Below are 15,632 nucleotides of genomic sequence, written 5' to 3'. Positions count from 1 at the left end.
TTTTTAGAAAAAACAGCAAAAGCATGATACCCGAACAAGCAGAAAAACTCAGTGACGCACAATTTAAACGCTACTTTGGCATCCAAAGAAGTACCTATACTCATATGCTCACCATACTACAAGAAGCATACAACGAACAACACAAAAAAGGTGGCAGGAAAAATGAAATCAGCCTAGAAAACAAGCTCATGCTGACTTTGAGTTACTACCGAGAATATCGCACCCAATTTCACCTAGGGCAAGACTTTGGTATCAGTGAAAGTGCTGTCTGTAAAACCATCAAATGGGTAGAAAGCATACTGATAGCCCACAAAGACTTTGCCCTACCTAGCAAAAAGGCTTTATGGCAAGACCCAAACCTTGAAACCGTACTGATAGACGCAACCGAAGTACCTTGTGAGCGACCCAAAAAAGCAACGCAGGCAATACTCAGGTAAAAAGAAACACCACACCTTAAAAGCACAAATCGTTGTCGATAAAAACAGCAAAAAAATACTTTGTACCCATTTTAGCAAAGGTAAAACCCATGACTTTAAACTTTACCAATACTCAAAAATGCGTATAAAGCCTAGTATCTTAATCCAAGTAGATTCGGGCTATCAAGGCATACACAAACACCATGCCAATAGCAAATTCCCAAAAAAGAAAACCAAGCTTAATCCACTATCTAAAGTTGACAAACAAGCCAATCGAGAATTAGCTTCTGAACGGGTAACCAATGAACATGTTATCGGCAAAATCAAACGTTTTAAAATCCTAGCCTGTCGTTATCGTAATCGCAGAAAACGCTTTGGCTTAAGGGTTAATTTGATTTGTGCCATTTATAATTTCGAGTTGGGTTAGTTTGGAAAGAGGTCTAATGAGAAATTGGGCTTGCCCGAACTGTCAAACACTCCACGACAGAGACATTAATGCTGCGATGAATATTTTAAATCATGCAACTAAGGTTTTAACCAATTAGCCGTAAGTTCTACGGTGATAGCCTATGGAGTTGATGTAAGTCTTAAGTCAAATGACAAGAGCAAACAACGTTGAAGTAGGAAGAAAACGCTAAATTTGCCTATAGGTAGATTTGGATAGGTTTTTCGGAACGGCGTAAATAATCATGTAATGAGATGATGGTCATGTTTTTAAAGTTTTATTTTTGATAAAAACCATTATACTCAATCATTGTCAATCATTTCCACTTTTCGCCACCTTTTTTTTAGCCCATAAATTTGTTATAATTATCCGCTTAAAAACTCTTATAAACCTTATAGTGAAAAGACTATAACCCAAAAATCCAAACGGTAGCGGATATATGTTTACTCGTAGCAAACATCACTACCAACGCCAACATTAGGAGCAACTTATGGTAGCCATTACTTTACCAAACGGCGATATTAAACAATTTGACGGACAAACCACCATCATGGACATTGCAAACAGCATTGGAGCAGGGCTTGCCAAAGCCACCGTTGCAGGGCGTGTCAATGGTCGTCTTGTGGACGCTTGCGACCCTATCATAGAAGACGCAACCGTACAAATCATCACCCCAAAAGACAACGAAGGGGTTGAAATCATTCGCCACTCTTGTGCTCACTTGCTTGGACACGCCGTTAAACAGTTGTATCCTGAAGTAAAAATGGTCATCGGGCCTGTGATTGAAGACGGTTTTTATTACGACATTTACAGCGAACGCCCATTTACGCCAGAAGATATGGCGAAGATTGAAGCGCGTATGACACAGCTTATCAATCAAGATTATGATGTGATTAAAAAAATGACCCCACGAGATGAAGTGATTAAAACTTTTAGCGAGCGTGGTGAAACTTATAAACTTCGCCTTGTGGAAGATATGCCGAACGAGACGCATATGGGGCTTTATTATCATCAAGAATACATTGATATGTGCCGTGGTCCACACGTCCCAAACACTCGTTTTTTAAAGGCGTTTAAACTGACTAAAATGAGCGGTGCTTATTGGCGTGGCGATGCCAAAAACGAACAATTACAACGCATTTACGGCACAGCGTGGGCGGACAAAAAAGACTTAAAAGCCTACATTCAACGCATTGAAGAGGCGGAAAAACGAGACCACCGCAAAATCGGTAAAGCCCTTGACCTGTTTCATATGCAAGAAGAAGCCCCTGGTATGGTGTTTTGGCACCCAAATGGCTGGACGATTTGGCAAGTGCTTGAGCAATATATGCGTAAAGTGCAAAAAGACAGTGGTTATCTTGAGATTAAAACCCCACAAATCGTGGACAGAAGTCTGTGGGAAAAATCTGGACATTGGGAAAATTATGGCGATATGATGTTCACCACGCACAGCGAAAAGCGTGATTATGCCATCAAGCCAATGAACTGCCCTTGCCACGTGCAAGTGTTTAATCAAGGCTTAAAATCGTATCGTGATTTACCACTACGCCTTGCCGAATTTGGCTCTTGCCACCGCAACGAGCCGTCTGGTTCATTGCACGGCATTATGCGTGTGCGTGGCTTTACCCAAGACGATGCCCATATTTTTTGTAGCCACGCCCAAATCAAACAAGAGGCTCAAGATTTTATCAAATTGACCCTTGATGTGTACAAAGATTTTGGTTTTGACGATGTGCAAATGAAACTCTCCACTCGCCCAGAAAAGCGTGTTGGCTCTGATGAAATGTGGGACGATGCCGAAAAAGGCTTGGCGGATGCACTTGACAATGCTGGGCTTGACTGGGATTATCTACCGGGTGAAGGGGCGTTTTATAGCCCAAAAATTGAGTTTAGCTTAAAAGACTGCTTGGGTCGTGTGTGGCAATGCGGTACGCTACAGCTTGATTTTAACCTGCCAGAACGCTTGGGGGCTGAATTTATCAATGAGCAAGGCGAGCGTGAACGCCCTGTAATGCTCCACCGTGCGATTTTAGGGTCGTTTGAACGCTTTATCGGTATGCTGATTGAACATTATGCAGGGTGGATGCCAGCATGGCTTGCCCCACAGCAAATTGTGGTGATGAACATTACTGACGCTCAAGCGGACGCTTGCCAAAGTGTTGCTAAACAGCTAAATGACGCAGGTTTGCGTGTGATTACCGATTTGCGTAACGAGAAAATCGGCTTTAAAATCCGTGAACGCACGCTTGAACGCATTCCTTTTATGGTGGTGCTTGGCGATAAAGAAGTGGCGAATAATCAAGTCAATGTGCGTACTCGTGAAGGTGAAAATCTTGGCGTGATGAGCGTTGATGAGTTGATTAAATTGGTGAATGACACGGTGGCGTTAAAAGGGCGTGTGGTAAAAAAAGACGCTGAATGATTTAAGATTAAATTGATGTGAATAAAAAAAGGGCGTGAAATACGCTCTTTTTTTTGTAAAAAACAAAAATTCACTCAACAAAATTAATAAATTTGTGCTAAAATCATGTTTATTTTTACCAATAAAATAAGTAATTGGATAAAATTAAATGTATATTTGTAGGGTGGGTTAGCGATAGCGTAACCCACCAAAATCCTTATAAAATGCACTTCGTCTTGCGAAGCAGTGCTTCTCAGGTTACGCCTAAAAAACGGGCTAATCCACCCTACGAGCTGTTATATTTAAAATTGTCTTTTTACTTATTTAACCAAAAAAAAGGATAATTTGTGAAACTAAAAGCATTATTTGGTGTTATAGCATTAACTGCTTGTGCAACGCTACCTGTTACTGCCATGTCAGCACCAACTACGCCTATAAATTTCGCAAAGGGTAGCAGTTGTGGTTCTTTTGACGGTAATATTGTTGGTAGAAAATTCACGCTAGATCTTGACGCTAATCAAAATTTCACAATTGATGTAGATGCGTCTAAGCCTGTCTATCCGATTGTCAGAGATGCAAAAGGCAGAAAGCTAGATAATCTGAATGATTTTGGTTTTAGCTACAAAACAAAAACCAAAGGCAAGCATAGTGTTGTTTTTGAAGTAGAAGACGAAAGCTATCCTTTTGCAGAATTGAAGTTTTGTGCGGATTAAAAATTGATTGATTTGATAAAAATCCATTCAAGAAATTGAGTAAGTTTTCATTAAAAACAAAACAATTGTTTTTATTTTTAATAAAAAAAGTGAAATAATTAAATGATATAAACCATTTAATTAACAAGGAATTTAACATGAAACCAAAAGCATTATTGTCTATCGTTGTTTTAACAATCGCAACTGCCTTACCAACCACCGCAATGGCAAAAACTACCAACATTGCATTTGCAAAAGGTAGCGACTGCGGTAGCTATTCAGGCGATTTTAAAAACCGTACCTTTACCATTTACTTGAATAAAGGACAACTATTAACCATTGAACCACAAACAAATAACCATATCAAAAATATCGTGGTAAAAACGCCAAAAGGTCGTACGTTAGAAAATTACCATGATAGCGAAGATACCGAGTGGCAGTGGGGAACGGATACCACTGGCAAATATAGCTTTAAAATACTTGGCTATCCAGACGGATATGATTATGTGGATATGAAGATTTGTGCTTATGATTTTTAATCAAATAATTTTTTCAAGTTTGTCTTTTTTTTATTTGTCTTTTAACAAAATAAACTTGTAACTTAACAAAAACTTGAGTAAAATAAAAATTCCACAAAAATTTTAGGAGTATTACCCATTAAACCGTCAAACCGTTTAAACATTAACGAAGAAATCCGTGCAAAAGAAGTCCGCCTAGTCAAAGCCGATGGCGAACAAGTTGGCATTGTTGATTTAAAAACCGCACTTGCTACCGCACGAGAATCTAACCTTGACTTAGTTGAAATCGTGTCAGATGCCAAACCACCTGTTTGTAAAGTGATGGACTACAAAAAATATCTGTACGAGCAAAAACAAAAAGCCAAAGAAGCCAAAAAGAACCAAAAACAAACGCAACTAAAAGAAATAAAACTGCGTCCGGGTACAGAAGAAGCCGACTACCAAGTCAAACTGCGTAAAATCCGTGAGTTTTTGGAAGACCAAGACAAAGTGAAAGTGACTATCCGCTTTCGTGGTCGTGAAATGGCTCACCAACAAATCGGCTTACAGCAACTTGAAAAAGTCATCGCTGATACCACAGACATTGGTAATGTTGAGCAACAACCAAAGGTTGAAGGCCGCCAAATGGGCATGTTATTAGGTCCAGCCAAGAAAAAATAAGTTTTAAAATACTTTGATAAAAAACCATGTTAAACGCATGGTTTTTTATTGTGCCTATTTTTGTCAATTTTTGGCTCTTGGATTGGCAAATTTAGCACCGCCGTCAACGTCGCAAGCACCATATCCGCATACCACATATATTGATAATTGCCAAATTTATCAATCGTTAAACCGCCCAAATACGCCCCAAAAAATCCGCCAACCTGATGACTAAACCAAACACGCTGATAAACTGTGGAACAGCCAAACAACCAACAGCGAGCAACAATGTCCCACCGAACAACACACACCAAGCCCCATAACGGTCTGCCAACGCCCCTTTAATCGGTTGCGATACGCCCCACATCAGTTGGGTGATGGCTAGGGCAAAGCTGATTTGTTTGATGTCAATATCGCTGCTACTGACAATCGGTTTGACAAACAAACCCAGCGACAGGCGAATACCAGACGTGATTAACAAAATAGTCGCACCGATAAACACAATCAGCCACATTTTTTGGGTTTGGGATAGGGGTGGCATAAATAACCTTGAAATTAAAAAAACAGTCCATTGTAACACGGTTATTTTTTGATGAATGAAAATAAGTTTATTTTAACCAAACAAAAAATCCCAATCAGATGACTGGGATTTTTGGCTTTTTTTTAAAACTTTAACAAATTTAAAAATTGTCAAACATTTTAAAATATTAGCGTTTTTCAACAGGTACAAAATCACGTTGTACAGGACCAGTATATAACTGACGTGGACGACCGATTTTGTAAGGTGCTGAGTGCATTTCTAACCAGTGGCTAATCCAACCAGAGGTACGAGCCAACGCAAAGATTACGGTGAACATTGACGTTGGGATACCTATAGCTTTTAGGATAATGCCTGAGTAGAAATCTACGTTAGGGTATAGGTTACGCTCTTTGAAGTACGGGTCGTTCAAGGCGATTTGCTCAAGTTTCATCGCAAGCTCTAGTTGTGGGTCTTTGATACCCAATTCGCCCAATACTTCATCACAGGTTTCTTTCATGACTTTGGCACGTGGGTCAAAGTTTTTGTAAACACGGTGTCCAAAGCCCATCAATTTGACTTCTTTACGTTTTACTTTTTCCATAAACTCTTCAACGTGTTCTACACTGCCGATTTCATCAAGCATTTTTAACACTGCTTCGTTCGCACCGCCGTGAGCTGGTCCCCACAATGCTGCGATACCTGCTGAAATACACGCATAAGGATTTGCACCAGTAGAACCGACTAGACGCACGGTTGAGGTAGATGCATTTTGTTCGTGGTCTGCGTGCAAAGTAAAGATTTTATCCATCGCTTTGGCGTGGATTGGGTTTACTTTGTAGTTTACGTCTGCTGGCGTTGCAAACATCATGTGTAGGAAGTTTTCAGCATAGCTTAAGTCATTGCGTGGGTAAGTAAAAGGCTGACCTTGGCTGTATTTGTAAGACATTGCCGCAATGGTAGGCACTTTTGAAATCAAACGAATCGCTGTATATTCACGGTGGTCTTGTTTGCTTACGTCTAAGTTATTGTGATAAAACGCTGATAACGCACCCATCACACCAACCATAATCGCCATTGGGTGAGCGTCACGGCGGAAACCTTCAAAGAATTTACGCAATTGGTCGTTTACCATAGAATGCTTGCTGATTTTGTCATAAAAGTCCGCTTTTTGCTCAGCATTTGGTAATTCGCCATGAATTAACGCATAAGCCACTTCTAAATATTCTGCTTTTTCTGCCAATTGTTCAATTGGGTAGCCACGATGTAACAAGATACCTTTGTTGCCATCAATAAAGGTTATTTTTGATTCGCAAGCGGCAGTTGCCATGAAACCTGGATCAAACGACCAAAAACCTTCTTTTGCTAATGCGGTAATATCCGCAACAGGGTTGCCTAGCGTGCCTTCCGTAACAGGCAAGTCGTAGTTGGTACCGTTCACATTCAGTGATAATTTATTATCTGACATATTGTTGTCCTCATAACATGGTAAAAGAAAGCCAATCACATTTAACAAACCCATTTGTAGGGATATCCATAATATTATTTATGATTGGCGGTTGGATAAGCTTATCATTGCTATGCTATATTAACAGTATTTTAACAAAAAAGTAAAAGAGTTTTTTGTCAAATTTCGCAAATTTGTTAAAAATCTACAAAATTTAGAACGTTTGTTGGTAAATTTGATAAGTTTTATAAATAATTGACATTTTGTTATGAAATATTACTAAGAAATTGAAGTTTTTTGTTGTTTTTGTTTGTATTTGTAAGCAAAGCCTTTTATAATTAACAAAAATTTATGGTGGCTAGCTTTAGCACACAATCATTAATAATTTATTTTTATCCTGATAAAGATAAGTTATTAGTGGTTTTTTGTCAATTTATTTTGAGAAAAGCTAAAGTACGCTAGCTATTCCTTTTCATGATTAAAGATTAAAGGATGCCCGCTGTGAAAAGCAACCGAAGACCTGTCGTTTTACCCCTTGGTCATGTAATTGAGGTAAATTCAAAAAACCCGATTGCGATGGCTTCTATTACGCACCGTGTTTCTGGTGTGGTGCTGTTTTTGTTAGTACCTGTTGTGTTGTACATTTTTCAAACCTCTTTAGCAACCCCTGAGGGATTTGACCAGATTTTTAATAATATGTTGGTTAAGTTTTTGGCGTGGGTATTTGTGGCTGCCCTAGGTTATCACTTTGTGATGGGTATGAAACATTTATTTGCCGATATGGGCATGAATGAAGAGTTGAACAGTGGTCGCACAGCGACAATTATTGGCTTTGTACTTGCGGCGATTTGGGTCGTGGGTTCATTTGTATGGGTGATGTTCTAATGAAAAGTGCAACTGGTTTAACTGGCTCAGGCTCAAGAGATTGGGTCGTACAACGTATTAGTGCGGTGGTTTTAGCCGCGTATGCTGTGGTGATGTTGGTGTGGTTTTTGACCCATCAGCCAACGTTTGAATTGTGGCGTGGTTTTATGTTAAGTTTGCCAATGCGTCTGTTTACTTTGCTTGCGATGTTGTCTTTGGTGGGACACGCTTGGGTAGGTATGTGGACGGTGTTTACTGATTATGTCAAATCAGGTGGCTTACGTTTTGTGCTTCAGTCGGCGATGATTATTGCAGTTATCGTTTATTTGTTCTGGGGCGTGATGATTTTCTTTTAATTGATTAAATCACATTTCATTTAATACTAAATTTATAAACAAAAGTTATCTTTTGTAAAATAGGTAGGAATTTTAGCAATGGCTACAAAACAAGATAATACCATTAGCAATATCCAAACACTCAATTTTGATGCGGTGATTGTGGGTGGCGGTGGCTCTGGTATGCGAGCATCGTTACAGTTGGCTCGTGGCGGTATGAATGTCGCTGTAATTACCAAGGTTTTCCCAACCCGTTCGCACACAGTGGCGGCACAAGGTGGTATTGGTGCGTCTTTGGGTAATATGAGTAATGATAACTGGCATTTTCACTTTTATGACACCATCAAGGGTTCTGACTGGTTAGGTGACCAAGATGCGATTGAATATATGTGTCGTGAAGCCCCAAAAGTGGTGTATGAGCTAGAACACATGGGTATGCCGTTTGACCGTAATGCGGACGGTACGATTTATCAGCGTCCATTCGGCGGACATACTGCCAACTATGGCGAAAAAGCGGTACAACGTGCGTGTGCGGCGGCTGACCGTACAGGACACGCTCTATTACATACCCTTTATCAAAAAAATCTTGAGCAAGGCACACAGTTTTATATTGAGTGGATTGCGTTGGATTTGGTAAAAGATGAAGACGGTAATATCAACGGTGTGATTGCGTTGGAGCAAGAAACAGGTCGTGTGGCAGTTTTCCAATCAAAAACAACTGTTTTGGCAACAGGTGGTGCGGGTCGTATTTTTGCCGCTTCAACCAATGCCTTTATTAACACAGGCGATGGCTTGGGCATGGCGGTGCGGGCAGGTATTCCATTGCAAGACATGGAGTTCTGGCAATTCCACCCAACAGGCGTGGCAGGTGCAGGCGTGTTATTGACCGAAGGTTGTCGTGGTGAAGGTGCGTTACTTCGTAACAAAGATGGCGAAGCCTTTATGGAACGCTATGCCCCAACCTTAAAAGACTTAGCCCCACGTGACTTCGTTTCTCGTTCTATGGACCAAGAGATTAAAGAAGGTCGTGGTTGTGGTCCTAACGGTGACTATGTGGTGCTTGATATGACCCACTTGGGCGTGGAAACCATCATGAAACGTTTGCCATCGGTGTATGAAATTGGTAAAAACTTTGCGAATGTGGACATTACCAAAGAGCCAATTCCAGTTGTGCCAACCATTCACTACCAAATGGGCGGTATTCCGACTAACATTCACGGTCAAGTGGTAAAACCAAACCTTGAAGCAGGCACAGACGCAGACGGTCTATACGCTGAGCAAACCATCGTCAAAGGCTTGTATGCGATTGGCGAATGTTCGTGCGTATCGGTACATGGTGCGAACCGTTTGGGTACAAACTCATTGCTTGATTTGGTTGTATTTGGTCGTGCAGCAGGGCAACACATCATTGATGAGTTCCATGCCGCTGACCGTTCAGACTATGCACCACTTGCCCCAAATGTGTTAGACAAAACATTGGCACGTTTAAACAAACTACAAAATTCAACAGGTGGTCTAAACGCACAAGACGTAGCTGACGAAATCCGCCGTACCATGCAACAACACGCAGGGGTATTCCGTACCCAAGCGTCAATGGACGAAGGTGTCAAAAAAATCTTGGCATTAGAAGAAAAAGTCAAACAAGTACAATTGGTGGACAAATCACAAGTATTTAACACCGCCCGTATTGAAGCCCTAGAAGTTGAAAACCTATACGAAGTGGCAAAAGCGACCATGATTTCTGCGTCATTACGCCACGAATGTCGTGGGGCTCACTCAGTGCTTGACTATGAACGTGATGAAAATGACCCAGTTGCACCACTTGGACGTAATGACAAAGAGTGGATGAAACACACCGTTTGGTATTCAGAAGGCAACAAAGTCATCTACAAACCAGTTCGTAAAAGTCCTTTGACCGTGGATTATGTAGAGCCAAAAGTTCGTACATTCTAAGGTCTAACTAAGGTTTAAAAATAATCAAAAAGTGGGGTATAATACCCCCGCTTTTTACAAAATTAACAATTAAATTAAAAATGTTATTTATTGAAAAATAAATACCGTGTGGAGTTTAGCAATATGAGCCGAGGCACTCGCACCATTGAGATTTTTCGCTACGACCCTGATAAGGACGCAGCCCCAAGAATGCAAACATACGAAATTGAGCTATTAGACTCAGACCGTATGTTACTTGACGTATTGGTACGTCTAAAGAAACAAGACGAAACGTTAAGTTTTCGCCGTTCATGCCGTGAAGGGATTTGTGGCTCTGATGGTATGAACATCAACGGCAAAAATGGTTTGTCATGTTTGATTAACATGAACACGTTACCAAACAAAATCACCTTGCGTCCTTTACCAGGTTTGCCTGTGATTCGTGATTTGGTCGTGGATATGAACCAATTTTATGCCCAATACGAAAAAGTTCACCCATATTTGATTAATGACCAACCAGCACCACCAACCGAGCGTTTACAATCACCAGAAGACCGTGAAAAGTTAAATGGCTTATACGAATGTATCTTGTGTGCGTGCTGTTCAACGTCATGCCCATCATTCTGGTGGAATCCTGACAAATTCTTAGGTCCATCAGCCTTGTTAAATGGTTATCGTTTTATCATTGACAGCCGTGATACTGATACCAAAGAGCGTTTGGAGCGTCTTGACGATCCATTTAGCTTGTTCCGTTGTCGTGGTATTATGAACTGCGTAAACGTTTGTCCAAAAGGCTTGAACCCAACCAAAGCCATCGGTCATATCCGTGGTATGCTGCTAAGCCGTGCAGGCTAAATCTGTTCGTATTGACAATAAAAAACACCTTGCAAGTTGGCAGGGTGTTTTTTTTGCATTTTTAATACAAAGAAATGCAAAGAATTGTAAAATTAACCGTCTTTTTTTTGTCAAAGAATGTTATAATAGCATCATTTTATGATTTTTATAAAAGTTTGACTTTTAAGTCAATTTTTGTGCATAAAAATCATTGAATTTTTTTGTCAGTTATGGATAGTTTTTTAACCCTTTTGATTAAAAGCAGAGTATGATAATGAGCACCAAAAATTCTTCCAATATTGCACATCAGTTTACTGAACTGTCAGCTGATAATGCGGTGTACCTTGAATCTTTGTACGAAGATTTTTTACAAGACCCAACGAGCGTTGATGAAAAATATTTGCCATATTTTGAGCAATTTGCCAAAGATGATGACAAAAATGCGTTACACCATGCCATTCAAGACCAATTTTTATTGTTGGCTCGTAACACCACTGCAAGCAAAGTAACCGTCAATGTTGGCGGTAGCTGTAGCCCTGATGAGTTGAGCAAATATAGCCAAAATCAAATGGGTGTGCAAAATTTAATCACCAGTTATCGCCGTCGTGGACATCGCCATGCCAATCTTGACCCATTGGGATTGATGGCTCGCCCAGAGGCAGAAGAGCTGACTTTGGCGTATCATGGCTTGTCAGAGGCGGATTTGGATACCGTTTATCCGACTAATGATTTAAATATTGGTAAAGACAAAGCGACGTTGCGTGAGATTATTGAGATTCTACAACGTGTGTATTGTGGTAGCGTGGGTGCAGAGTATATGCACGTTACCACAGCGACCGAAAAAGCATGGATTGAAAAATATCTTGAACAAAATCATGGTTTTATCAAATTTGACAACGAAAAACGTAAATCAATCCTTGAGCGTTTGACCGCTGCTGAAGGTTTAGAAAAATATTTGGCTCGTAAATATACAGGTGTCAAACGTTTTGGTTTGGAAGGTGGTGAAAGCTTTATTCCGATGGTACATGAGATGATTCAACGTGCGGGCGAAAACGGCACACAAGAGATGGTCATCGGTATGGCTCACCGTGGGCGTTTGAATTTGCTTGTGAATATTTTGGGTAAAAATCCAAAAGATTTGTTTGATGAATTTGATGGTAAAAAACAACCAACCATTGGGTCTGGTGACGTAAAATATCACAATGGCTTTAGCTCAAATGTGATGACACCGGGTGGCGAAGCACATTTGGCACTTGCCTTTAACCCATCGCACCTTGAGATTGTATCGCCTGTGCTGATTGGTTCAGTGCGTGCAAGACAAGTTCGCCGTAATGACACCACAGGTAATACCGTATTGCCAATCGTGGTACATGGTGATGCTGCTTTTGCAGGTCAAGGCGTAAATCAAGAAACCTTCCAAATGTCGCAAACTCGTGCCTATGCAACAGGCGGTACTTTGCACATTGTCATTAACAACCAAGTGGGCTTTACCACCAGCCGTATTGAAGACGCTCGTTCAACTGAATATTGTACAGACGTGGCAAAAATGGTTCATGCACCGATTTTCCATGTAAATGGTGATGACCCAGAAGCGGTGGTATTTATCGCACAGCTTGCCCACGATTATCGTAAAGAGTTCCACAAAGATATCGTTGTTGATATGTACTGCTATCGCCGTAACGGTCATAACGAAGCGGACGAGCCATCAGCGACCCAGCCACTCATGTATTCGGTGATTAAAAAATTGCCAACGACTCGTGAAATTTATGCCAAAAAATTGGCAGATGAAAGTGTGATTAGTAGCACTGATGCGACCACTTATGATGACAATTACCGTGAGTCTTTGGATAAAGGTAATTACGTTGCCAGTGCATTGGTACATGAGCCAAACAAAGAATTGTTTGTAGATTGGACACCTTATATCGGTCATGATTTAGAAGACAACTGGGAAACTGGCGTTGATATTAACAAACTAAAAGCCTATGGCGAAAAAATGGCACAAATGCCAGAAGGCTATGAATTACAACGTCAAGTTGCCAAAGTGGTAGAACAACGCCTTGCCATGCAAACAGGTCAAGAGCCATTGAACTGGGGTGCTGCCGAAACATTGGCATATGCGTCATTGGTTGATGAGGGTTATCCTGTGCGTATCACAGGCGAAGACGTGGGTCGTGGTACATTCTCACACCGTCATTCAGAGCTTTACAATATCAAAGACGGTAGCATGTATATTCCATTGACAAATGTCAGTGAAAATCAAGCCCGTTTTGATACTTTTAACTCATTGTTATCAGAAGAAGCGGTACTTGCTTTTGAATATGGTTACTCAACCACCACGCCAAATGCGTTGGTGATTTGGGAAGCACAGTTTGGTGATTTTGCCAACGGTGCGCAAGTCGTTATTGACCAATTTATCTCATCAGGCGAAACCAAATGGCAACGTTTATCAGGTTTGACCATGTTGTTGCCACACGGCTATGAAGGTCAAGGCCCAGAACATTCATCAGCACGTTTAGAGCGTTATTTACAGCTATGTGCCGAAGACAATATGCAAGTGATTACACCAACCACACCTGCACAGATTTTCCACGCATTACGCCGTCAAGTATTACGCCCAGCACGTAAACCGTTAATCGTGATGTCGCCAAAATCATTGTTACGTCATAAATTGGCAACTTCTACGTTGGACGAATTGGCAACTGGCAAATTTGAAACAGTGATTAGCGAAATTGACCAATTGGACAACAGCAAAGTTACTCGTTTGGTGTTGTGTGGTGGTAAAGTGTATTACGACTTGCTAGAAAAACGCCGTGAGTTGAATCTTGAAAACGTGGCAATCGTGCGTATTGAGCAGTTATATCCACTACCAGAAGCCCGTATTTTGGAAGAAGTGGCAAAATATCCAAACCTTGAAGGTATCGTGTGGACACAAGAAGAACCACGTAACCAAGGGGCTTGGTACTATCTTGCACCACATTTGTTCCGCTTGATTGCACCACCAAAACCTGCAACACGCCCAACCAAAGCCTTGTTGCTTGAGCCTGTGGCTCGTATGCCATCAGCAGCCCCTGCGGCAGGTTCGGCACAAATGCACGCCGCCCAACAGAAAAAAGTTGTGCATGATGCGTTAGGTATTGCAGAATAATTGTGATAAAGATTGGTAAAATGAAATACATTCATTTTGCCAATTGTTTTTATTTTATTTTGTATTTAAATAAAGAATTTTGGTAAATTTATAGCCCAGATTATCAAGTGTTAAAACAAATTTAAAAGACTATATATTTGCCAATCATATTTTAAATTGCCAATATTTTTAAAAATTAGGAGTTAGTCATGGCAGAAATTAAAGCACCCGTATTCCCAGAATCAGTTGCAGACGGTACAATCGTTGAATGGCATTTTGCCGAAGGCGACCAAGTTAGCCGTGATGCGGTTTTAGCCGAAATTGAAACGGATAAAGTGGTATTAGAAGTTGTCGCTCAAACAGACGGCGTATTGTCAAAAATCGTTAAAAATGTTGATGATACGGTATTATCAGCTGAAGTCATTGGTGAATTGACTGAAGGTGCGACAGCTGCACCAAAAGCAGACGCACCAAAAGCCGAAGATAAAGCTGATGCCAATACAACTGTACCACCAGAATCTGTTGCAGCCCCTGTTCAAGCAAAAGCAGATGAACAATCTCACAAAGACCAAAGCCCAGCCGTACGTAAAGCGGCAAACACCACAGGTGTCAACCCTGCTGATGTACAAGGCACAGGTCGTGGCGGTCGTGTTACCAAATCAGATATGGCAAACCCAACTTTCAAATCAGACACAGGTAGCGTGATTGCAACGTCTGTTGGCGAGCGTACCGAAAAACGTGTACCAATGACCCGCTTGCGTGCAAGAGTGGCAGAGCGTTTGTTATCAGCTACCCAAGAAACTGCAATGCTAACCACCTTTAACGAAGTGAACATGAAACCAATCATGGAGCTACGTTCAGAATTTAAAGAGCGTTTTGAAAAACGTCATGGCGTAAAACTTGGCTTTATGTCAATCTTTGTAAAAGCTGCAACCGAAGCTCTAAAACGTTTCCCTGCAGTAAATGCGTCTATTGATGGCAATGATATCGTTTATCATGGCTACTATGATGTGGGTGTGGCAGTATCTAGCGACCGTGGTTTGGTTGTTCCTGTACTGCGTGATACCGACCAAATGAGTATGGCAGATATTGAAAAAGGTATCGGTGATATGGCAGCCAAAGCCCGTGAAGGTAAGCTTGGTATTGAAGAAATGACTGGTGGTACATTTACCATTACTAACGGTGGTGTGTTTGGTTCATTGATGTCTACACCTATCCTAAACCCACCACAAACAGCGATTTTGGGTATGCACGCCACCAAAGAACGCCCAATGGCAGTCAATGGTGAAGTGGTGATTTTGCCAATGATGTACCTTGCGTTATCTTATGACCATCGTTTGATTGACGGTAAAGAAGCGGTACAATTCTTGGTAACTATCAAAGAATTGGTAGAAAACCCAGCAATGTTGTTGCTTGACCTATAATTAAAAAAACGCCTATCAGTAGTTGGGATAGGCGTTTTTGTTCT

General features: G+C 40.9%; 15 protein-coding genes. 12 read left to right on the top strand and 3 right to left on the bottom strand.

Annotation, left to right across the window (positions count from 1 at the left end; genetic code table 11):
• The first annotated feature begins 23 nt into the window (after window positions 1-23).
• The 6 genes from ACGTJS_RS04085 to infC all read left to right on the top strand — a co-directional run bounded on the left by ACGTJS_RS04085 (window position 24) and on the right by infC (window position 5,132).
• A protein-coding gene (locus ACGTJS_RS04085; RefSeq protein ID WP_410471559.1) for an IS5 family transposase occupies window positions 24-843 on the top strand; the annotation gives its coding sequence in 2 pieces (ribosomal slippage) (window positions 24-409 and window positions 408-843; 822 coding nt in all).
• A 16-nt stretch (window positions 844-859) separates the two neighbouring features.
• Window positions 860-961, top strand: a complete 102-nt coding sequence (locus ACGTJS_RS04080) for a zinc ribbon domain-containing protein (protein ID WP_410472893.1) — start codon at window positions 860-862, stop codon at window positions 959-961.
• 390 nt (window positions 962-1,351) lie between these two features.
• A complete protein-coding gene (gene thrS, locus ACGTJS_RS04075; RefSeq protein ID WP_410472892.1) occupies window positions 1,352-3,283 on the top strand; it encodes a threonine--tRNA ligase in 1,932 nt (643 codons plus the stop codon).
• Window positions 3,284-3,609: 326 nt separating this feature from the next.
• A complete protein-coding gene (locus tag ACGTJS_RS04070) occupies window positions 3,610-3,975 on the top strand; it encodes a hypothetical protein (RefSeq protein ID WP_315041484.1) in 366 nt (121 codons plus the stop codon).
• 137 nt (window positions 3,976-4,112) lie between these two features.
• Window positions 4,113-4,493, top strand: coding sequence for a hypothetical protein (locus ACGTJS_RS04065; protein WP_315041482.1), 381 nt, complete (start codon window positions 4,113-4,115; stop codon window positions 4,491-4,493).
• Window positions 4,494-4,634: 141 nt separating this feature from the next.
• Complete coding sequence (gene infC / locus ACGTJS_RS04060; protein ID WP_315041489.1) at window positions 4,635-5,132, top strand: translation initiation factor IF-3; 498 nt, start codon at window positions 4,635-4,637, stop codon at window positions 5,130-5,132.
• Between the two features lie 29 nt (window positions 5,133-5,161).
• Here infC and ACGTJS_RS04055 read toward each other — a convergent pair whose 3' ends face one another.
• From ACGTJS_RS04055 to gltA, 3 genes are all read right to left on the bottom strand, one after another.
• The gene (locus tag ACGTJS_RS04055) at window positions 5,162-5,311 is read right to left on the bottom strand and encodes a hypothetical protein (protein ID WP_315041480.1); all 150 of its coding nucleotides are present in this window, start codon (window positions 5,309-5,311) and stop codon (window positions 5,162-5,164) included.
• Window positions 5,299-5,652, bottom strand: coding sequence for a hypothetical protein (locus tag ACGTJS_RS04050; protein ID WP_315041478.1), 354 nt, complete (start codon window positions 5,650-5,652; stop codon window positions 5,299-5,301). Before ACGTJS_RS04050 ends, ACGTJS_RS04055 begins: the two co-directional genes overlap by 13 nt.
• A gap of 166 nt (window positions 5,653-5,818) precedes the next feature.
• Window positions 5,819-7,096, bottom strand: coding sequence for a citrate synthase (gene gltA / locus ACGTJS_RS04045; RefSeq protein ID WP_410472891.1), 1,278 nt, complete (start codon window positions 7,094-7,096; stop codon window positions 5,819-5,821).
• 471 nt (window positions 7,097-7,567) lie between these two features.
• On the opposite strand from gltA, the gene sdhC reads away from it, so the two are divergent.
• The 6 genes from sdhC to odhB all read left to right on the top strand — a co-directional run bounded on the left by sdhC (window position 7,568) and on the right by odhB (window position 15,588).
• Window positions 7,568-7,960: a succinate dehydrogenase, cytochrome b556 subunit gene (sdhC, locus tag ACGTJS_RS04040; RefSeq protein ID WP_410472890.1), complete on the top strand. Its 393-nt coding sequence runs from the start codon at window positions 7,568-7,570 to the stop codon at window positions 7,958-7,960.
• On the top strand, window positions 7,960-8,295 hold the full coding sequence (gene sdhD / locus ACGTJS_RS04035) for a succinate dehydrogenase, hydrophobic membrane anchor protein (protein ID WP_410472889.1): 336 nt from the start codon (window positions 7,960-7,962) through the stop codon (window positions 8,293-8,295). Before sdhC ends, sdhD begins: the two co-directional genes overlap by 1 nt.
• A gap of 69 nt (window positions 8,296-8,364) precedes the next feature.
• On the top strand, window positions 8,365-10,227 hold the full coding sequence (gene sdhA / locus ACGTJS_RS04030) for a succinate dehydrogenase flavoprotein subunit (protein WP_315041487.1): 1,863 nt from the start codon (window positions 8,365-8,367) through the stop codon (window positions 10,225-10,227).
• A gap of 123 nt (window positions 10,228-10,350) precedes the next feature.
• Complete coding sequence (locus ACGTJS_RS04025; RefSeq protein WP_315041470.1) at window positions 10,351-11,061, top strand: succinate dehydrogenase iron-sulfur subunit; 711 nt, start codon at window positions 10,351-10,353, stop codon at window positions 11,059-11,061.
• Between the two features lie 253 nt (window positions 11,062-11,314).
• Complete coding sequence (locus ACGTJS_RS04020; protein ID WP_410472888.1) at window positions 11,315-14,185, top strand: 2-oxoglutarate dehydrogenase E1 component; 2,871 nt, start codon at window positions 11,315-11,317, stop codon at window positions 14,183-14,185.
• 188 nt (window positions 14,186-14,373) lie between these two features.
• Complete coding sequence (odhB, locus tag ACGTJS_RS04015; RefSeq protein WP_410472887.1) at window positions 14,374-15,588, top strand: 2-oxoglutarate dehydrogenase complex dihydrolipoyllysine-residue succinyltransferase; 1,215 nt, start codon at window positions 14,374-14,376, stop codon at window positions 15,586-15,588.
• The last annotated feature ends 44 nt before the right edge of the window (window positions 15,589-15,632 follow it).

It is taken from the genome of Faucicola mancuniensis, assembly GCF_046523945.1.
GTDB classification, from domain to species: Bacteria; Pseudomonadota; Gammaproteobacteria; order Pseudomonadales; family Moraxellaceae; genus Faucicola; species Faucicola mancuniensis.
This window is presented reverse-complemented; position numbering and strand designations above follow the sequence as displayed.